The organism is Streptomyces sp. NBC_01454, assembly GCF_036227565.1.
Classification (GTDB): Bacteria; Actinomycetota; Actinomycetes; order Streptomycetales; family Streptomycetaceae; genus Streptomyces.
Map to the genome: position 1 here is coordinate 1,357,211 of NZ_CP109460.1, position 19,745 is coordinate 1,376,955.

Genomic DNA, 19,745 nt, shown 5'->3' on the forward strand with positions numbered 1-19,745 from the left:
AGACATGATCGAACTGGTCGACCAGGCACTGGAGTCGCGCGTACGGCAGGACCTGACGTGGCCGCCACCGGGCTTCCCGGTCACCTTCCAGCCGCCCGGCCGTGACGGAACGCACGGTGAGACCGCCGGCTCCGAGGCGGTCGGCATCTATCTGTACGACATCCGCGAGGACCTCGACCGGCGGCAGACCGGCACCGTCTACCAGTACGACGTGGCGTCGGTCGGCGGCGCACCCTGTTTGAAGAGGGCAGAGTTCGACCCGCCGCGCTACACCCGGCTGTCGTACCTGGTCACGGCCTGGGCGCCGGACGCCCTGGGCGTCCACCGCATCCTCGGAGAACTCCTCGTCGGCTTCGCCAGGAGCCGGGCGTTCCCCGTGCCCCTGCCCCCGGAACTGCAGGAGATGGAGTTGTCCGGTCTCCTCGACGTCGGCCATCCGCCCGCCGAGGACCGAGCCCTGACGGAACTGTGGAGCGCGGTGGGCCACACCCTCCTCCCCGCCCTGAACGTGACCGTGACCATCCCCCTGCCGACCTTCGTCCCGGAGAGCTACACCCACTGGGTCACCGCGCCGCCGGTCGTCCGCGAGGTGCTCAAGTCCGGGCCGGGGACGGACGAGGAGGCACGGTGACCGCAACCGTGCACCCCGGAGCACCCGCCCCCACGGCCGCGGACTGGCTCCTCGCCCGGCTGGCCGTCGTCGAGGCCCGGGTGCGGCGCGCGATCGCTCTCCGCACGGGCGAGGAGTCCACACCGGCAGAGCTCCTGGAGCCGCCCTTCGACCCGTTCCAAGGGCTCTACATCTCCGACGACACAGCCACGCACCTCCTGGACACACCGGCCGTGCCCCTGCCCCCCGCCACCGCGGACGACACCCTTGCCACCGCTCTGCGCACCCGGGAGGACGCGGCAGCGGCGGCCGGGGCCGCACCGCCCCTGCGCCGCCTCGCCGAGGAGTTCGGGCTGGACGCGCTCGCCCTCGACATCGTGGTGCTCGCGCTCGCCCCCGACGTCGACGCCCGGTTCGAGCGCTGCTACGGCTACCTCAACGACGACATCACCTGCCGCCACGCCACCACCGGCCTGGCGCTCGCCCTTTGTGGCGTCCCGAGCGCCTCGGCGACCGCCCACCGGGTCTTCGCGGCCGACGCGCCCCTGCGCGCCGGTGGCCTCGTGGAGATCCCCGACGTCTCCCGCCCCTATCTGACCCGGGCCCTGCGTGTCCCCGACCGGGTCACCGCACATCTGCTGGGCGATGCCCCCCTTCCGCCCGGTCCGCATCACCTGCCGGCCCTGCCGGAACCCGGCCAGGCATGGGGCGAAGGCCCCGTGTCCGAAGCCGTGCGGCACCTGACCCGGCTACTCGCCCACCGCCACCCGGTGCACCTGCGCGACAGCCCGGACGGTACGGCGGGACCCGTCGCGGAGGCGGCGCTGCGCGCGTGCGGACGCCCCGCGCTCCGTCTGGACCTCGCGGACCTGGCCCACGAGGCGGACCCGGCGGGGTCCGTTCGCGCGGCGCTCCTCGAAGCGCGGCTGCGCGGCCACGGGCTGATCGTCGGCTCCGTCGACTCCCCCGACACGCGGCACGTACACGACCTGCTCGCCCCGCTCGACGGCGCACCGGTCCCGCTGGTCCTCACCGGACGGCAGCCCTGGGACGCCCGTTGGACGGCCGTTCGCCCGCTGCTCGCCGATTGCCCGCCCCTGACGGGACCGGAACGCACGGCACTGTGGCGCCTCGAGCTCGGCGCCCAGGCCGGCACCGTCACCGACGAGGCGGTCGCCGCCGGCGCCCGGTACCGGCTCGGCCCCCGCCGGATCCGCGCCGTGGCCGCCGCGGCGGGCCGGCAGGCCGCCGCGCACGGCACCCCCGTCGACGCGGCCGCGGTCCGGGACGCGGCCCGCTCCTGGAACGGCGCCGCGCTCGACCGCTTCGCCCGGCCCGTACGCCCGGCTGTCGGCTGGGACGATCTGGTGCTGCCCGAGCGGACACAGGAGCAACTGCGGGGTCTCACCCGGCGCGTACGCCATCGTGACCGGGTCCTGGGAGAGTGGCGGATGCGGCCGGGAGGGGGGCGCGGACGTGGCGTCACCGCCCTGTTCAGCGGCGGCTCCGGGACCGGAAAGACCCTGGCCGCGGAGGTCGTGGCCGCCGATCTCGGCCTCGACCTGTACGTCGTCGACCTCGCCGCAGTGGTCGACAAGTACATCGGCGAGACCGAGAAACACCTGGAACGGATCTTCACCGAGGCCGACGCCGTCGACGCCCTCCTCCTCTTCGACGAGGCGGATGCCGTCTTCGGCAAGCGCACGGCCACCCAGGACGCCCACGACCGCTACGCCAACACCGGCACGTCCTACCTCCTCCAGCGCCTGGAGTCCTTTGCCGGCCTGGCCCTGCTCACCACCAACATGCATGCCAACATCGACTCGGCGTTCCTGCGCCGTCTCGACCTCGTCGTCCACTTCCCCGCGCCCGACGAAGCCCGGCGCCAGGCCCTGTGGGACCGCTGTCTGGGACCCGCCGTGCCCCGGGCCGACGACGTCGACCGGGCCGGCCTCGCGGCCCTCGCCGCGGCCGTCGACCTGTCCGGCGGCGCGATCCGCTGCTGCGTCATCACCGCCGCCTACCGGGCCGCCGACGAGGACCGTCCGCTCGCCATGGCGGATCTGCTGACGGCCGTCCGCGAGGAGTACGCCAAACTCGGCCGCTATGTGGACGAGTCCCGCTTCCCGACCGGGGGCCGGCTGCCCGGGACGGCTGCCGCGGACCGAGCGCGCCTGAGCCCTTGACCCTTTTCGGGGTCAAGGGCTCAGGCGGGGCTATCCGGCCCGCACCGGCCGTACGCGGGGGCAGTTGACGGGTGCCTTGCCCCGATACGTGGCCCCTGGGGTGTCCGTGGCGCCGGCGGAGTTGCTCGCCGGGGTCTGCACGGTGAAGACCACGTCGAACGGACCACCGTTGACGACGACCTCCGTCTCGCCCTGGCTCGCCCTGGCGTACTTGGCACGGTTTTGTGCGGGAACCTTCAGCTCGACACGGCCTGATCCGGCCTGCGGTAGGGCCGGCGTCGTATAGGCGACGGGAGAGATGACCAGCGACTCGATGTCGTCCGGTACACAAGCGGGAGGCCCTTCGATCCGGAAACCCGCTGTGCCGTGTGGGATGGGTGTCGGGGGTGGCGGGACGAGCGTCGCCAGGGGCGTCAGGGCCGGCACGAGGGTAAGGGTGTCGCCCTGCCTGACCACGATCTTCGGCATGGGCGTCTCAGCTGCTCGTACCGGGCTGGCCGGCGATCTGGGTGATGGTGAACTGGACGAACTCGGCGGGGCGCACGGGCGCGATACCGATGTCGCAGATCACCTGACCGGCGTCGATCGTCGCCGAGGTGTTGTTCGTACGGTCACAGATCACGTAGAACGCCTCGTCGGGCGTACGACCCAGCAGCGCACCCTGACGCCACTGATCGGTCAGGAAACTGCTGACCGCATGCCGAAGGGTGCCCCAGAGACGGTCGTCGTTGGGCTCGAAGACGGCCCAGGTGGAGGACTGGCGGATGGAGTCGGACAGGAACGACACCAACCGCCGCACATTGAGATAACGCCAGTCACGACTACTGGAACGCGTCCGGGCACCCCACACCAACAGCCCCCGGCCGGGGAAGACGCGGAGACAGTTGACCCCCTTCTCGTTGAGTTCCCCGTTCTGGTCATCGGTCAGCAGGGTGGGGAGGTCGAGCACGCCGCGCAGGCTCTGGTTGGCGGGGGCCTTGAACACGCCGCGCTCGGCGTCCGTACGGGCCCACACACCGGCCAGATGGCCGGAGGGCGGCACCGTACGCGGAACACCGTCCACACCGGGCACCTTGACCCACGGGTAGTACAGCGCCATGAACGCCGCGGCGTCCTCGTCCGGCGAGACAAGCGTGTCGACGAACCCCTTGAGCGGTCCGACGAGTTGGCCGGGAGGAGCGTCGACCACTGCGAGACGGTTGCGCTGGTCGGCGCAGTGGGCAAGGACCTTGCCGATGAGTGTCTTTCCCATCGGCAAATTCGGCTCTGGCGAGTGTTCGGTGTCGGTGGCCGCGACGGTCATGTCCCAGAGGCTGGGCACCGCGACCATGGCCACTTCCGGCACCGTCGCCAGGCCGCCGAGGCCCGTGCGCGCCTCCGGGTCTCCGCCGAGGCCGGATTCCGTCACGGCCGCCTCCGGGTTCAGGAAGCCGACGACGTAGCAGGACGTGCCGCCGTTGGCGAAGAACCCATAGACCGCCTCGGCAAGGGTGAAGCAGCGCTGGAGCACCTGGACCCTCTTCAGGTCCTCGGCCACCTGCGGTTTCTTCTTCAGGAGGGCCGCCAGCTCCGTCCCCAGCGCTGGAATGCTGTACCGGTCGGCGAACTCCTGCCACCCGCGGATCGGCTGCGGGATCGTCCGTTCGTCCGGTCTGAACGGAGGGGTCGTCGTCTCACCGGCAGGCCCGGTCGGTGTGGTGGTGTATCCGAGGAAGGCCGGGGTGGAGGTGCCCACTCCGACGATCATGCGCACGCCGCTGGACTTCTCCGTGACGTAGACACCCGGAGGCTTTGTGGTCATCGCTGTCGTTCCCCTCTCGGCTGGTCGGCTCCTGGTTATTCGACGGTGATGTCCTCGTAGGTGATCGTCACCTGTTCCGTCGCGTTCGCGGAGTTGGTCGCGCCGAGTTGGGGACCCTCCCAGCGGGATGCCCAGGCGTTGGTGAGGTGGATGCGGCGGACGGTCTGCTTCTGCGCGTCCTTCAGGGCAATGGTGATGTTCTGCCGGGCGCTGTCGAGGTCGGCGTTGACCAGGGTGGCCTTGATCCAGTCGGTGAACGCGGTGCTCTTGTCCATGCCGCGGGTGACGGTGATCTCGCCGGTCCTGCGCGCGCCCGGCTGTTTGCGCACGATCAGCTCGCCGGTCGAGGACACCTGCCGGGTTTCGACGACGTCCTGTTCCAGTGTCAGGCCGGATACGTCCTGGACGGTCTCGACCTGGAACTTACCGAGTTCGATGGCGAAGGTGCTGCTGCTGAAGGTGTCACCGGTCAACACGTGCGTGCCTCCTGAATTCCGGGCGTCAGTTGTCGGTACCGGGCTGGCCGGCGATCTGGGTGATGGTGAACTGGACGAACTCGGCGGGGCGCACGGGCGCGATACCGATGTCGCAGATCACCTGACCGGCGTCGATCGTCGCCGAGGTGTTGTTCGTACGGTCACAGATCACGTAGAACGCCTCGTCGGGCGTACGACCCAGCAGCGCACCCTGACGCCACTGATCGGTCAGGAAACTGCTGACCGCATGCCGAAGGGTGCCCCAGAGACGGTCGTCGTTGGGCTCGAAGACGGCCCAGGTGGAGGACTGGCGGATGGAGTCGGACAGGAACGACACCAGCCGCCGCACATTGAGATAACGCCAGTCACGACTACTTGAGCGCGTCCGGGCACCCCACACCAACAGCCCCCGGCCGGGGAAGACGCGGAGACAGTTGACCCCCTTCTCGTTCAGCTCGCCGTGCCGTTGGTCGGTGAGCGGCGTGGGGAGGGACAGCACGCCGCGCAGGCTCTGGTTGGCGGGGGCCTTGAACACGCCGCGCTCGGCGTCCGTACGGGCCCACACACCGGCCAGATGGCCGGACGGGACGACGGTGCGCGGGGTGCCGTCCACGCCGGGCACCGTGACCCAGGGGTAGTACAGCGCCGTGAACGCCGCGGCGTCTTCATCCGGGCCGTCCAACTTCTCGAGGAACGCCGGCACTTCGGCAGGTGTCGTGTCGGGTGGCGGCTCGAGGAGGGCGAGCCGGTTGCGCATGGTCGCGCAGTGGCCGACCACCTTGCGCATGATGACGGGGCGGACCTCCGCAGGGGTCTCCTCATGCCATACGTCCGGGACGGCAACCATGGTCACGTCCGGCACCGTCTTGAGTCCGGCCAGACCCGTGCGTGCGTCGGGGTGTCCGTCGACCTCGTCCGAGAGGGGCTGGTCGGGGTCGAGCCGGAGGACGTAGCAGGCTGTTCCTCCGTTGGCGAAGAACCCGTAGACCACTTCGGGCAGTTGGTACCTTCCGGACTCAACGAAGTATCCGGCGATGACGGTCAGCTCCCCCTCACGCCGCTCGAGGCCGGCCACGTCGTTCCCGGCCGCGACCCAGAGCCCGTACGGCCCGGGAAGGGCTTCCACCACCTTCTTCGCCGCGGCCTCCGCCGCCTTCCTGTCCTCCTCCGCGACGGCTTCCCCGGCCCAGTCGGCAGCCTGCACCAAGGCGAGGACGGTGATTTCCTGCTCGGTGAGGACAGGGGACTCGCCCGTGGTGGCCTTCTCGGCGAGATCCGTTCCCAGACGCTCAAGCTCCGCAGTGCCCTCCGCGATGGCCCCGGGCAGCCTCGCCAGCTCCCGCCCCACCCCCTCCGCACCCATCGGGGAGCGGAAGTGGAACGTGTCCACGAACTCCGACCAACTGCCGACCCGTACCGGCGGCGTGGACTTCTGTGGGCCGCGCACGGTGTAGCCGAGAAATGCGGGGGTGGACGTCCCCACCCCGGTGATCGTTCGGACTCCGCTCGAACGCTCCTTGACGAACACTCCGGGTGCCAACGGACCTGAAACCATGCCCTGTTTGCCCCTCTCATCGAGAATGCGGCTCTCATCGAGAATGCGGTACTTCAGCCAACCACTCCCGTGGGGCGCACGCATGCAAACGGAGGAAGGTACGACAGAAGACGTAGTGTGTCCGCTTGTATCCCGCCAAGTGAGCCCCCCTTCCCGTGTCAGCCGTCGAGGTCCATCGCAGTGGCCACCCGCTGCCCCTCCACGTCTCCTCCAATGGCGCTTACACGCGTGAAAGGGCAGGCCACGGGCAACGACGAGCTGGGGCACCCGGCGCAAGGACACAGGCACCGTCCGATCAGGCCCGCTGCGGACTGTGGCCACCGGTCCCCCGTCGTGGCCGCGCCAGAAGACTCACGAACGTGAGAAGCGGAACCACGGTGTCACTTCCGGCACGGGCCCCTGACAGCCGGCAGGTCGCCCCCTCCACGGCCCGTCGTGCCGGCTATCAACGTCCGCCCGCGAACTCCCGGGGCAGCCTGGGGCTGTCGCGGCGGCCGCCGCGCTTCCGTGATCCGCCCGGCCAGCAGGCGGTACCGGCCCGCCACCTCCGGCCGGCCGAGGTTGCCCGCTTCGGACGGGACCGTCCGATCGGAGGTAACCGACCGAATGCTGATCTTCGGTCAGCACCACCTGCGAACCGTCCTGAAGCAATACTCCCAGCACTACAACGGCCGCAGGCCTCACCGCGGACAACGGCTGCACCCGCCTCGGCCGGACCACCCCATGGCTGACCTCTCCCGAGAGCGGATCAAGCGCCGACCAGCACTCGGAGGCCTCATCAACGAGTACCAGCGCGCGGCGTAGGCGCGCAGGTCAGCACTGGTGGCCCCGTTCTGGAACCCCACATGCTCCTCGACATGCAGAAGAGGGTCGTGACCGTAGAGTCACAACCCTCTTCTGCATGTACATATGAAACGTGTCCGAGGGGGGACACGCACCTTACGCACATGCCGGTGATGCGGGGCGAATTGCCATTGCCGTAACCATCGGTTCGAGGGCCCTGGGGAGCGGCCACCCGGCAGAGCTGGTCGTGCTCGGAGCGCTGATCTGCGGAATGCGGAAGCGCACACAGACAGAGCAGGTTCCCGGCGCCACCACTGTGCGCCGCGACAACCGTCGGGAGCCGGCGACGAGGGTCAGGCGGCGATGGGCGCGGCGAGCCGGCCGTGGTAGGCGCGCAGGGTACGGGCGCTGTTCCAGCCGAGAGCGCCTACGACGCGGCCGCCGGCGTGGTAGAGCGCAACGAACTTGCGTGCCTGTGGGTCGCCGTCGACGTATTCGATGCGGGCATCGGCCGGGCACCAGCCATGGAACTGGATCTTGGCGTCGTATTGGTCGGTCCACCCGAACGGGATCGGTGCATAGGGTTTCGCGCCGCCGGGTCCGGCGAGGAGGTTTCTGGCGGCGGTGAGGGCTTGTTGGGTGGCGTTGGTGCGTTGTTCCAGGCGGGTGCGTTCGCCGGTGAGGGGGTGGGGCCAGTTGGCGACGTCCCCTGCCGCGTAGATCCCGGGCGCGACCTGGCAGGTGCTGTCGCACAGCACCCCGTCACCCAGCGGGAGCCCGGAGTCGGCCAGCCAGTCGACGGCCGGTACCGAGCCGATGGCGACCACGACCACGTCGGCGGGGAGCAGGGTGTCGTCGTCGAGTACCACCGCGCTGACCCGGCCGCCCGCACCGAGCAGGTCGGTGACGCTGCGGCCCATGCACAGGCGGACCCCGTTTTCCTGGTGCATATCGGCCACCAGACCGCCCACCTGGGTGCCTAGTTGCCCGGCCAGTGGGGTGGGTTCGATGCCGACGAGTGTGACGTCCAGGCCGAGGCTGCGGGTGGTGGCGGCGATTTCGGTGCCGAGGAATCCGGCGCCGATGACGACGACGCGTGGTCCGGCCAGCAACTGTGCGCGTAGCGTCAGCGCTTCGTCGAGGGTGCGCAGCACGTGCACACCGGCCAGGTCGCGGCCGAAGGGCAGCCGGCGGGGGCGCAGTCCGGTGGCGATGATCAGGCCGTCGAAGTCCAGCCGGTCCCCGTCGGCCAGTGTGACGGTACGCGCCGCCGGATCCAGGTGGGTGGCGCGGCGGCCCAGTTTCAGGTCCATCCGCAGCCGTTGAAGGTCGGCGTCCTGTCGCAGGGTGGTTTTGTGCGGTTCCAGCGTGCCGGCCAGGACATGCTTCGACAGCGGTGGGCGGTCGTACGGCGGACACAGTTCCTCGCCGACCATGGTCAGGGTGCCGGTGAAGCCTTCGAGCCGCAGGGCGTCGGCCGCGGTCAGGCCCGCGGCCGACGCGCCCACCAGGACGATGTGGTCCATGGCAGGCACTACTTCACCACCTCGATGGCCAGCGCGGGACAGCGGAGGGCGGCGTCCTCGACCTGGGCGCCGAGGTCGTCCGGCGGGAGGGGGTTGAGCAGTACGACGATGCCGTCCTCGTCGCGTTGGTCGAAGACGTCGGCGGCGGCCAGCACGCACTGTCCTGCGCCGACGCACTTGTTCTCGTCAATGATGACCTTCATGGCGGTTCTCCGTGTCAGGTGAGAATGCGGGTTGCTCTTCGGCAGTCATGTCTGCCGGCCATGTCGTGCCGGCCGACTACCAGGTCACCGGCAGCTCGTGGACGCCGTAGACGAGCATGTCGTGGCGCATCGGCACGTCCTCCTCCGGCACCGCGAGCCGCAGGGTGGGGAACCGCTTGAACAGGGCGCCCAGCGCCGCCTTCATCTCCACCCGGGCGAGCTGCTGCCCGAGGCACTGGTGGATACCGTGGCCGAAGGCGAGGTGCGGGCTGTACTTCCTGCCCACCTCCAACTGGTCGGGGGCGTCGGCAAACTGCGTCGAGTCCCGGTTTCCCGAGGACAGGGCGGCAACCACCACGGAGCCGGTCTTGATCCGGTGCCCGTGCAGTTCCACGTCCTCCCGCGCCACGCGGCGCAGGCCGAACTGAACGATGGTCAGGTAGCGCAGCAGTTCCTCGACGGCACCGTCCATCAGCGTCGGGTCGGCGCGGAGCGCCGCCACCTGCTCGGGGTTGCGCAGCAGGCACATGGTGCCCAGCGCGATCATGTTCGCGGTCGTCTCGTGCCCGGCGAGCAGCAGCAGCGATCCCACGCCGGCCAGTTCCTCGTCGGTGAGCTCGCCGGTCTGGACGAGCTCGCTGAGGATGTCGTCGGTGGGATCGGCGCGCTTGGCGAGCACCAGGCGGTGGATGTGCTGCCGCATTGCCTCCCGGGCCTCCTGGAACGCCTCGGGGCTTGCGGTGAGACTGATCATCGTGGCCGAGTTCCGCTGGAACTCCTCACGGTCGGCGTAGGGCACCCCGAGCAGCTCGCAGATCACCAGTGAGGGAACCGGCAGTGCGAAGGCCTGGACGAGGTCGACCGGGGACTCGGCGCGGGCCATGTCATCCAGCCGCTCGGCGACGATCTCTTCCACCGCCGGGGTCAGTTGCTGCATCCGGCGCACGGTGAACCGGCCGGTGAGCAGCCGCCGGAACCGGGTGTGCTCCGGCGGGTCCAGGAAGATGAACGTCCCCGGGGGCGGTGCCGGTGTGGCGCCGTCCGCGTCACCGCCCACCATCCGGGGGCGGCTGGCGCCGAACCGCGGATCGGCAAGCACCGCCCTGACGTCTTCGTACCGGGTGATCAGCCAGCCCGGCACGCCGTCGGGGAGGGTCCCTTGGATGATCGGGTCCTGCTCACGCAGCGTGCGGTACTCCTCCGGCAGGTCGAAGGGGCAGGTCCGTACCGTGGGCTGTGTCCTGGTGGTGGGCTGTGTCGCGGTCATGAAGCAGTCCTTTCCAAGGTAGGGGGTGTAGCGGTGTTCAGGCGGCTGTCGGCGCAGCGGTGCGTGCCGACGACGCGTCGGTAGATGCGCCAGCCCAGCAGGGTGCCGATCGCGAGAACGATCGGGCTGAAGACTTCGACCGTGCCGAGAGCGACGGCCTGGCCGGACAGGAACAGCGGGAGCTGGATGGCCAACGTCGCGTAATTCCCGGCGAGGATGGCCAAGTTGCCCCTGGTGAAAGCCCGTCGGCGCACCGGGCAACGGCGCCATCGGGTCTTCTCACCGGTGATCAGGCCCACCGCCAGGCCCATCGGGGGCCATCCGAGGAGCAGCAGCACCGGAGTCGCCACGGCCATCACGCAGTGGACCACCAGGCTCGGGAGGAAGAAGGAGGTGGCCTGCCCGGTGGTTGCGGCCAGAGCACCGCCGACGCAGAGGAGGCCGAGCACTCCGAGCGTGCGCCGCACAGGTTCTCTGCGCACCAGCCGCACGACGCAGGCCCCGGCCCCGACCGTCAGAGCGACCGTCAACGCAACGGCAACACGATGGGTGGCGGCCAGGCTCAGGGTGAAGCCGAAGAAGGGCGCGACGTCGATCATTCCGCTGCGCAGCCGGCTGCGGACGGCGGCCTGGGCCGCGTCCTCACTGCCGGCTTCAGGGTGTACTGCGCGGTCCACGGCTGCTCCCGGCCTCTCGGCGAACGATGGTCGTTGGGGTGTCCTGCTGCCTCAAGAAAACCCACTACCGCTGACCCGCCCCGGTCGCCCACCTGACCATTGCCTGACAGTCGGCGATCCCATGCGCCCGCGTGGATCACGGTGCCGTGGACACCGCGCGCCGGGCGGCAGCCGGTCCGCCGCGCAGGGAACCTGTGGGCGCGGGTGCGCGTTGTCACCGCGAACGCGGCAACCTCCCCCGATGGGTATCTGTCATGCACTCCGCCTCACCGGCCAACGGACTGTCACTGCCCCGGGGCACCGGGCAGCGACTGCTCGTCGTGGACGACGACCAGCGGATGGCAGAGCTGCTGGAGACGACGCTGAGCCTGGCGGGGTACGAGGTGACGACTGCGGACCGCGGCGTCGCAGCCCTGCGCGCCTACGACGCGGTCTCCCCGGAACTGCTGGTCCTGGACGTGATGTTGCCCGACATGGACGGGTTCGCGGTATGCCGGAGACTCGTCGGGAACGGGGCCCGGCTGCCGGTGTTGTTCCTGACCGCGCGGGACGCGGTGGAGGACCGGGTGACCGGCTTCGCCATGGGTGCCGACGACTACCTCACCAAGCCGTTCAGCGTTCCCGAACTGCTGGCCAGGGTGCACGCCTTGCTGCGCAGAGCCGGCACCACCGCAGAGACCAGCCCCGTACTCGGCTTCGCGGACCTGACCGTGGACGAACGCAGCCGGCGGGTCCGCCGCGCCGGCCGCCTGATCGCACTGTCGCCGACCGAGTACAAGCTTCTGCGGTACTTGCTGGTCAACGCCGAGTACGTGGTCTCGAAGGAGCAGATCATGGACCACGTCTGGCAGCACCACTTCAGCGACGGTGTCGTCGAGAAGCTGGTCTCCCGGCTCCGGGCGAAGGTGGACGCACAGGCGCCGCCCCTGATCCAGACGGTGCGCGGATTCGGCTACAGCCTTCGGCTCCCCGGAGACGGGTGACATGGCCCGCGCATGGCACGGCTCCCTGCGGGCCCGCCTCATGGTGGGGGTCGTCCTGCTGGCAGCCCTGGGCATGGTGGCGGTCAACGTGGCCTCGCTGGTCGGCCTGCGCGCCTACCTCGTCGATGTCGCCGACGCCAAGCTCACCAAGACCCGCGACACCCTCCAGCAGCACGTCGTGGACCTGCCCGCACGGGTGAATGAGGCCGACCTCCTCCCTCTGGTGCCCGGCGGCGGCTACGTCGCGCTGCTCGACGAGCACGGCCGAGTGGTCGCACAGGCGCCGTCGAAGAACCTCACCGGCCGCCCCACCCCCGGACCCGACCTGCCGACACCGGTCCCGGACGGATTCGCCGAGCCCGCCGTCACCCTGCCGGCCCAGGGCGCTTCCCTGCCGAAATACCGCACCCTTGCCTTCCCCCTCGGCCGGCACGCCACGGTCCAGCCACGGCCCGGCGTCCCCCCGAAGCAGTTCAGCACCGTGATAGTCGCTGCGAGCCTCGGGCCCTCGGAAGACCTCCTGTACTGGCTGATCGGCGCCGATGCCGTCGCCACCCTGACCGCACTCGGGGGAATCGTCCTCCTCAGCCACGGCGTACTGCGCGTGGGCCTGCGCCCCTTGCGGAACATGGCCGCGACCGCGACCGCGATCGCCGACGGCGACGTGGACCAGCGCATCGAGGTCGCCGGCCGTCCCTCCGAGATCGGCGAGGTCGCCACCGCGCTCAACCGCGCGTTCGACGAGCGGCAGCGCTCCGAGGAGAAGCTGCGCCAGTTCGTGGCCGACGCCTCACACGAACTGCGCACCCCCCTGACCACGATCAGCGGCTGGGCCCAACTGCACCTGCACGGCCTCGCCCGGGACCCCGAACTCGTCGAGCGGGCGATGCTGCGCATCGAGGACGAGGCAGCCCGCATGCACACCATGGTCGAGGAGTTGCTGCTGCTCGCCCGGCTCGACCAGGGCCGCCCGCTCGCCGCCACACCGGTCGACCTCGGCAGACTCGCCCGGGATGCCGTCGCCGACGCCCACGCCCTCGACCCCGGCAGGCCGATCACCGTCGAGGAGCAGGGCGGGGCGTTCGCGCACGGTGACGAGGACCGGCTGCTCCAGGTGCTGCGGAACCTGCTGGACAACGCCCTGCGGTACACCCCACCCGACACGCCGATATCGGTGGCGATGCGTTCGCCGGACGGCGACACCGTCGAGCTGGGCGTCACCGACCAGGGGCCCGGCATGGCCCCCGACACCGCCGACCGGATCTTCGAGCGCTTCTACCGCGGCGACGAATCCCGCACCCCCGGCAGCGGCGGCACGGGACTCGGCCTGAGCATCGTCAAGTCGATCGTCGAAGCGCACGGCGGCACGGTGACGGTACGCACCGCGCCAGGTGAGGGCAGCACGTTCACCGTCACGCTGCCCGCCTGCGGCACTCGCCCCGGCGGACCGGCCGGCCGGCTGGTCCGCTCGGTCGGGCCGAGTTGCTGACGCGCGTCAACGCAGGGGCCCGGGCAGCCTCAGCGGAAGGCGAAGTGCTCGGCGTGGACGTGGTCCCGGGGGATGCCCTGGCGGTGGAGGCCGCGGCTGAGGTCTTCGACCATGGACGCGGGGCCGCAGAGGAAGACATGGGTGTCCGGAGTGAGTGGGCCGGCCGCTGCCTGGATCCTGTCGACGGTGAGGTGGCCCTGGCTGCGGCTGAACGTCGGGTGGAGCCGGAGAGCGGGGAGGCGTTCGGCGACTGCGGTGAGTTCCGGGAGGAACGGTGCGTCGTCGCTGCTGGGGGCGCAGTAGAAGAGGTCGGCGCGGGGGAGCGTGTCGCTCGGGTGGGTGAGCCAGCCGAGGAAGGGGGCGACGCCGATGCCACCGGCGATCCAGATCTGGCGGGACCCGCCGAGGGTGTGGTCGAACATGCCGTACGGGCCGTTGAGGGTGGCGGGCAGTCCTTCGCGCACGTCTGTGTGGAGCCTGCGGGTGTCATGGCCGAGCGCGCGGATGGTGAGACGGACCGAGCCGTCGGGCTGGACTCCGGCCACGCTGAAGGGGTGTTCGCGCCAGGCGCGGCGGCCGCCGACTCGCAAGTAGACGAACTGCCCGCCGGTCAGGGGCAGCGCGTCCGAGCCGGTGGGAGCCAGAGTGAGGTCGACGATGTCGGCCGTGGGCCGTTCGACGCGGCGGATGGTGTAGTCGGCCCCGGGCTCCCTGCGCCGCAGCACCAGTTCGTCGTAGGCGTAGGCGGCCATGCCGACGGTGGCCATCGTGACGTAGAGGGCCAGAAGGGGCGTGGATCCGCGGATGACCAGGTCCAGGAACCAGCCGTGGAGGAGGGCGCTCAGGAGCAGCAGGCCGGTGAGGCGGTGCAGGAGAAGCCAGCGCTCGTAGGGCAGTTGCATGATGCGGCTGATCCGGCCGAGTGAGATGGCGACGAGCGCGAGCAGCCCGAGGGCGGAGAGGGCGCCGAGGAGGCGGCCCGTCCCCACGAACTGGGCGGCCTGGTCGGCGTCGACGTGGTCGATTGCGCTCGCCTCGAAGCCGGAGAAGAAGTGGAGGAGGAGGTGGGGCGCGAGCAGGAGCATGGACAGCAGGGCATACTGCTTGTGCCGCAAGTACATGCGGTCCAGGCCGCCGAACCACTGCTCCAGCCACGTCAGCCGGGTCGCCAGCACCAGGGTGCACGACATCAGGTATGCGGCGCCCACGCCGGCGAACTCGCCGACGAAGTACCCGGTGCCGATGCCGTCCGGACGGAGCCGGTCCCAGGCCAGGTAGAGGACAACGCCCCCGGCCGCCACCGCCAGCGGACCGGCGTGGCGCTTCTTCAGGCGCACATCCACGGGAGCGCGCGCAATCCGGACGGCGTAGAAGGCCATCGCGATCAGAAGGGACATGGCCGGCCTCTCAAGGGTGTGGAAGGGGTACGACAGGGCACCGGGCTCACCCCGTCGCCCCCAGGTGGACGGCCCGCCGCGGCCGAAGGCGGCCCGCCCGATGCCCCAGCGCAGGGGCCATTCCCACGGCCTCACTGAGGTGGCCCGGTCGGCAGGTTCCGATCAGGAGGAGCGGGAAGTGGTGCGCCGACCGCAGCAGCGCCGCGATCGGCCGGCCGGTACACCACGGTCTGCTCCTGCTGTGCCGGGAGTCAGGTCGCCTGGAGCGCGACGGTGGGAGGGAGGCGGGAAGCTCGGATCGCCGGGCAGCGGCCGGCCCGGACACCCATGGCGTGAGTGGCGAGCTGTGTCTCCGCGTCCCACGCGCCCGGTTTCCGCAGCGGCCGTACAGCGATCGGGGCGCCGGAGGCACCCCTGGTCATCGTTGACCGGCCGTGCTCAGGGCCGGTGTGTCCGTGCGGTCCGTACTGGGCAGGGTGGGGCGCCCCTGGGCCAGTTGTAGTGCGGCGAGGACGGTCACGAAGAGCATGGTGACGATGCTCATCAGCGTGGCGGTTTCACTGATGTCCCCGGTCCACCACGTGTGGCCGGCCGCATCCGTCACCGACCCGCTGTCACCCCTGAGAAGGCCGGCAACGTAGACAGTGGGGTACTTGACCGCGACAGCGGCGTACATGGCGATGGCCTGGAAGTAGTACGCCTTCGGCAGAGGTGTGACGTCGGCCCCGGCGTCGCCGCGGTGACGCAGGAAGAGCGCGAACATCTGGAGGAACAGGTAGACCGTGAAGAACCAGCCGAGGTAGTTCTCCAGCGGTACGCCGAAGAAGCCGCCCCCTTCCTCCCAGATCCAGTTCCGGTGCACGTTGGCCATGGTGGGGTCCATGCAGATGTCCCAGAAGACCATCACGAACGTGGCGACGGCGGGGACGGCCACGGTGTTGAAGAGGCGTGATCCCCTTCGCACCGGACCGATCAGAACGGTGCCGATCACCCACGACAGATACCCGACCGCGACGTATGCGGGTCCGATGAGCAGCGGTACGAGGAAGAGCTTGGGACCCAAGTTGTCCGTGTAGTGGTAGTGACCGAAGGGGAAGCCCGTGATGATGCTCAGGTTCTCCATGATGTTGCTCACGATCAACGTGATGACAGTGAACACCACCATCGCCCGCCAGCCGTAACGCATCGTCCCGTGCATCGCCCCGAAAGCGATCAAGGGGACGATGAAGAGCAGGTTGGACAGAGCGCCGGGGAGCAGCGGCCACAGTAGTGCGCACAACGCGAACACGGCGACCACCGCCCACAGGGCGAGGCTGGATGAGGCTTTACTTCGCTGGTTCGACTGCGGGGTCATCTTCGCAGCTCCGTTGTTCAGGGCTGACGCCGATGCGGCGAGCGAGCCGGTCGGGCCGACGGCAATACCGACGACTGAGATAGTCAGAATATTAAAACTGAAGAACCATTTCGTCAATTAGACTGGCCGCCATGACAACCCCCAACCCGCCCTTCCGCGCCTACGCCGGGGTCGACGCCTCCGAGCGCATCGCCGCTCGGCGAGCGAAGCTGATCGAGGCAGGCCTGGCGCTCTTCACCGCCCAGGGCTACATGTCCACCGGAGTCAAGGACCTGTGCCGCGAGGCCGGACTCACCGACCGCTACTTCTACGAATCCTTCGCGAACCGGGAGGTTCTCCTCCTCGCCGTGTTCGACACCGTGACCGAGCAATTGCTGCACCGCATCACGCAGGCGGCGGCCTCGGCACCCCAGACTTCCCCGGAGCGAGAGCAGGCCACGGTCGAGGCATTCGTGCGCGAACTCGCCGCAGACCCGCGCAAGGCCCGCCTGCTCTTCGTCGAAGTGCACGGCGTCAACGACGTCGTGCGGCAGCACGCCCGCGCGGGCATCCGGCGCTTCGTCGACCTCGTCGCCGACATGATCCGCGACATCCTGCCGCCGGACACGTCTGAGGCCCACCTCCGCATGACGGCCTTCTCGGCCATCGGGGCGATGGATCAGGCGGTCACCGCCTGGCACTTCAAGGAAGTGGACATCTCGGCCGAGTGCCTGATCGCCCACTGCGTCCAGGTCTTCGAGGCCGTCGTCCGGGCGGACGGGTCACCCTCCTAGGGTCCGTCCGATGGGTCAGGGGCGGACGGGCCGCGGCGTCGGGTGCGGTGCATCACAAGGCGCCGGAGCATCCTCATAGCGGAACTGTGCGGACTGATTCGGCAAAGCGGCGAGGTGTCCTGCCAGACGCCGCGGAACCGGCCATGCCCCATCGGGCAGGCCCTGGTACTCCCGTTGCACTTCGCTCTTCCTGCTGGTCCCCTGAGGCTGTTTCCGAGCGCAGTGAGCTGACTGCCCGTCATGTGCCGGAAGTTCGTGGCCGACAGTGGGTGATCACTGTTCGCAACGGCCGCCTCGTTGCCCGCCCGTCGTTCTTCCAGATGAAGGACGTCCGCGACGCCCGCCGACAAGGCATCTCCCCTTCAGCCGTCCAACGCGAGGACGTAGTGGTCTTCACCAGATCCGGGAGAGGCACCGGCAGACCGTGTTCCCGGAGCGGCGGCTCGACGCGCGTGACGGCTTTTCGCTCCCGAGGCTTCCTGCGCCTGCGCAAGAGATCTGGCGGACGGCACCTCGTGACCGCATGCGTACTGCGGCCACGGCGGCTGCCCTCACCGTCGCGGCAGCAGTGCCCCCGCGCCCAGCGCCATGGCCACCAGCAGGCAGGCGGCGAGCAACAGACTCTCCCGCATACCCGACGCGAAGTCCCCTGCGAGGAGCGCACCGAAGACGGCGATGCTGAGCGCCCCACCCGTCTGCCGGCTGGTGTTGAGCAGCGCCGCTGCCGTGCCGGCCCGCTCCGCGGCGACGCTGTCAAGCATCAGGGAGGTCAGCGCCGGCATGGCGAGGGAGCCGCCGACGCCCAGCGGGATCATCAGCAGGGCAGTCACCCACGCGGGTGTCGCAGTGTCGACGTCGAGCAGCACGCCGCAGCCCAGCGCGACGGTCAACAGGCCCACAAGGGCCTGTGCGACTACGGGTGGGGAGCGCCGCAGAGCCCGCCACGGACTGCCGGTCTCGGCAGCCTGCGGAGCCTTCTACGCTGCGGGCATGATGACGCCGTCCTCGTCCCGGAAATAGCTTCCGTTGGAGAGGCCTTCGACGGTGCCGTGCTTGAGCCACTGCCGGGACATGTGGTGAAGGAATTTGGACTGGCGTTCCCAGACCATGAGGTGCCCGGTACAGGCGACGCGGAACATCAGCTTCTTGGTGCCCGGGACGGCGTCGTAGAGCGCGGGGACCGAGAAGTGGAGCAAGGGGCCCGAGGACACCGGCGTGTTCGCCTGGGTGTCGAGCTCTCCGTACACGATGCACACCGGCACGTCCCGGCCGAGCGTGCCGTGCAGCGGCACCGTGGTGGAGTTCCAGCCCCACCAATAGGAGTTGCGGATCCGGTTCACGCCCTGCGCCACCCCGTCTTCCTTGGGTCCCCAGCCACTGCTGACGGTGTCGTTGTCCATGGTGGCGTCCCACACCACGTCGACCATGCCGGGCTCCCGCTGGTTCGCGCAGTGCAGTTCCCTGTCCCATGAGCTGGCGAAGGCCTCTTTGGTGCCGAGGTTCATCGGGAAGCCGAACAGTGCCGCCGGGGTGGAGACCGGCAGCGCGACCGGTGCTCCGAAATCGGTTCCGGGCTTGCTCGCCCTGCCCTGCGGCGGGAAGATCGGTGCGAGCAGGAGCAGGCTCTCCACGTTCTGGGGGTGCTGCACCGCGTACGGTCCCATCACGAACGCGGCCGCGGACCAGCCGACGAGCCGGACCTTCGACACGCCGCGCTGGTGCTGGATGAACTTGATGACGGTGTCCAGCTCGTCCCAGTCGCTCTGCGAGTTGTTCAGCTGAGACGTGTAGACCGGTGAGCACGGCGCCGACAGCGGGTTGGGGACCAGGATGTCCTGCTGCTGGGCGGGGTTGGCATTGCAGGGGTTATCCATCTTCGGGCGCGTCGACCGGCCGGATCCCTGGAGATCCATGATGAACACGTCGTAGCCCGCATCTGCCAGATTCTTGGACCAGCTGTACCTGTCGTGTCGGCCGTGTTCGAGGTCGAACCCCGGCAGGGCCGGGGTACTCCTGCCGTGCAGCATCAGGACGGCCTCGGGCGAATGGCTCGGCTTGGTACCGTCGTACTCCCGTACGAAGAGCTCGACGCTGTCGTTCACGTTCGCGGGATTGGTCGAGGTATGCGGGACCGCGTAGTCCTTGGTGATGATGCCCGTTGCCATTACTTGCGTTCCTCTCGGTCGGCTCAGCACGAGACGGATGTCCGGACCAGGCCAGAATCCGAGGGGCGGCCACCCGATGCCATGCGCACGGCCGCCGGAGCCTCCCGTGTGACCCCAACGGGTAGGCCAATCGCTCCGATCGGCCGAGCGACGTTCGCCTCGCCACCGGAGGGAGCGGATCGAGCTCAGGCCTCACGCCGATTCGACTGAGCGCCTCACATGGCAAGGCTCACCATCCGATGCACTCAACAGCAGCCGGGCTTTCACACCGACACGGGGGAGACAGACATCCGGGGCCAGTAGAGGTGCACCGTGACCGCGCCCCGTAGCGACATCCTGAGCAGCAGCGGTCCATGGCCCACTCTGAAGTACCGCTCCTTGAGAGCCTCCGTACCCACCCTGATCGCCGCCGTGGCCGGGGGTGGTCCTGGCGCGGGCGAATATCCGGGGCCTGGAGACATGGACGCCTGGTTCACACGGCCGTGCGGCCGCCGTCGACA

General features: G+C 69.7%; 17 protein-coding genes. 5 read left to right on the forward strand and 12 right to left on the reverse strand.

Annotation, left to right across the window (positions count from 1 at the left end; translation table 11 throughout):
• Positions 1 to 4: 4 nt before the first annotated feature.
• On the forward strand, positions 5 to 631 hold the full coding sequence (locus OIU81_RS05775; RefSeq protein ID WP_329144509.1) for a DUF4255 domain-containing protein: 627 nt from the start codon (positions 5 to 7) through the stop codon (positions 629 to 631).
• Entirely contained in the window at positions 628 to 2,796 is a 2,169-nt protein-coding gene (locus OIU81_RS05780) for an ATP-binding protein (protein WP_329144511.1), read from the forward strand. The genes OIU81_RS05775 and OIU81_RS05780 overlap by 4 nt, the downstream gene beginning before the upstream one ends.
• Positions 2,797 to 2,826: 30 nt before the next feature.
• Here the strand turns inward: OIU81_RS05780 and OIU81_RS05785 are convergent, their stop codons facing one another.
• The 8 genes from OIU81_RS05785 to OIU81_RS05820 all read right to left on the reverse strand — a co-directional run bounded on the left by OIU81_RS05785 (position 2,827) and on the right by OIU81_RS05820 (position 11,084).
• Complete coding sequence (locus OIU81_RS05785) at positions 2,827 to 3,264, reverse strand: hypothetical protein (RefSeq protein WP_329144513.1); 438 nt, start codon at positions 3,262 to 3,264, stop codon at positions 2,827 to 2,829.
• Positions 3,265 to 3,271: 7 nt separating this feature from the next.
• Positions 3,272 to 4,597 (reverse strand): phage tail sheath family protein, encoded by a 1,326-nt coding sequence (locus OIU81_RS05790; RefSeq protein WP_329144515.1) that lies wholly within the window; start codon positions 4,595 to 4,597, stop codon positions 3,272 to 3,274.
• A 35-nt stretch (positions 4,598 to 4,632) separates the two neighbouring features.
• On the reverse strand, positions 4,633 to 5,073 hold the full coding sequence (locus tag OIU81_RS05795; protein ID WP_329144517.1) for a phage tail protein: 441 nt from the start codon (positions 5,071 to 5,073) through the stop codon (positions 4,633 to 4,635).
• A gap of 25 nt (positions 5,074 to 5,098) precedes the next feature.
• Complete coding sequence (locus OIU81_RS05800; RefSeq protein WP_329144519.1) at positions 5,099 to 6,556, reverse strand: phage tail sheath family protein; 1,458 nt, start codon at positions 6,554 to 6,556, stop codon at positions 5,099 to 5,101.
• Between the two features lie 1,208 nt (positions 6,557 to 7,764).
• Positions 7,765 to 8,937 (reverse strand): NAD(P)/FAD-dependent oxidoreductase, encoded by a 1,173-nt coding sequence (locus tag OIU81_RS05805; protein ID WP_329144521.1) that lies wholly within the window; start codon positions 8,935 to 8,937, stop codon positions 7,765 to 7,767.
• Positions 8,938 to 8,945: 8 nt separating this feature from the next.
• Positions 8,946 to 9,140, reverse strand: a complete 195-nt coding sequence (locus OIU81_RS05810; protein WP_329144523.1) for a ferredoxin — start codon at positions 9,138 to 9,140, stop codon at positions 8,946 to 8,948.
• Between the two features lie 76 nt (positions 9,141 to 9,216).
• Positions 9,217 to 10,407 carry a cytochrome P450 gene (locus OIU81_RS05815; protein ID WP_329144526.1) on the reverse strand — a complete coding sequence of 397 codons (1,191 nt, stop codon included), beginning with the start codon at positions 10,405 to 10,407 and terminating at the stop codon, positions 9,217 to 9,219.
• Positions 10,404 to 11,084 carry a DUF3159 domain-containing protein gene (locus OIU81_RS05820; protein WP_329144528.1) on the reverse strand — a complete coding sequence of 227 codons (681 nt, stop codon included), beginning with the start codon at positions 11,082 to 11,084 and terminating at the stop codon, positions 10,404 to 10,406. Before OIU81_RS05820 ends, OIU81_RS05815 begins: the two co-directional genes overlap by 4 nt.
• Before the next feature lie 254 nt (positions 11,085 to 11,338).
• Here OIU81_RS05820 and OIU81_RS05825 point away from each other — a divergent pair, with 254 nt between their 5' ends.
• Both OIU81_RS05825 and OIU81_RS05830 read left to right on the forward strand, forming a co-directional pair.
• On the forward strand, positions 11,339 to 12,067 hold the full coding sequence (locus OIU81_RS05825) for a response regulator transcription factor (protein WP_329144530.1): 729 nt from the start codon (positions 11,339 to 11,341) through the stop codon (positions 12,065 to 12,067).
• A 1-nt stretch (position 12,068) separates the two neighbouring features.
• Positions 12,069 to 13,556, forward strand: coding sequence for a sensor histidine kinase (locus OIU81_RS05830; RefSeq protein WP_329144532.1), 1,488 nt, complete (start codon positions 12,069 to 12,071; stop codon positions 13,554 to 13,556).
• Between the two features lie 29 nt (positions 13,557 to 13,585).
• Here OIU81_RS05830 and OIU81_RS05835 read toward each other — a convergent pair whose 3' ends face one another.
• Both OIU81_RS05835 and OIU81_RS05840 read right to left on the reverse strand, forming a co-directional pair.
• Complete coding sequence (locus OIU81_RS05835; RefSeq protein ID WP_329144534.1) at positions 13,586 to 14,953, reverse strand: ferredoxin reductase family protein; 1,368 nt, start codon at positions 14,951 to 14,953, stop codon at positions 13,586 to 13,588.
• Positions 14,954 to 15,371: 418 nt separating this feature from the next.
• Positions 15,372 to 16,307: a carotenoid biosynthesis protein gene (locus OIU81_RS05840; RefSeq protein ID WP_329144536.1), complete on the reverse strand. Its 936-nt coding sequence runs from the start codon at positions 16,305 to 16,307 to the stop codon at positions 15,372 to 15,374.
• Between the two features lie 131 nt (positions 16,308 to 16,438).
• On the opposite strand from OIU81_RS05840, the gene OIU81_RS05845 reads away from it, so the two are divergent.
• Complete coding sequence (locus OIU81_RS05845) at positions 16,439 to 17,080, forward strand: TetR/AcrR family transcriptional regulator (protein ID WP_329144538.1); 642 nt, start codon at positions 16,439 to 16,441, stop codon at positions 17,078 to 17,080.
• A gap of 551 nt (positions 17,081 to 17,631) precedes the next feature.
• Here the strand turns inward: OIU81_RS05845 and OIU81_RS05850 are convergent.
• Together OIU81_RS05850 and OIU81_RS05855 are read right to left on the reverse strand one after the other, a co-directional pair.
• Positions 17,632 to 17,970, reverse strand: a complete 339-nt coding sequence (locus tag OIU81_RS05850) for a hypothetical protein (protein ID WP_329144540.1) — start codon at positions 17,968 to 17,970, stop codon at positions 17,632 to 17,634.
• Positions 17,971 to 18,057: 87 nt separating this feature from the next.
• The gene (locus tag OIU81_RS05855; RefSeq protein WP_329144542.1) at positions 18,058 to 19,245 is read right to left on the reverse strand and encodes an alpha/beta fold hydrolase; all 1,188 of its coding nucleotides are present in this window, start codon (positions 19,243 to 19,245) and stop codon (positions 18,058 to 18,060) included.
• Positions 19,246 to 19,745: the final 500 nt, after the last annotated feature.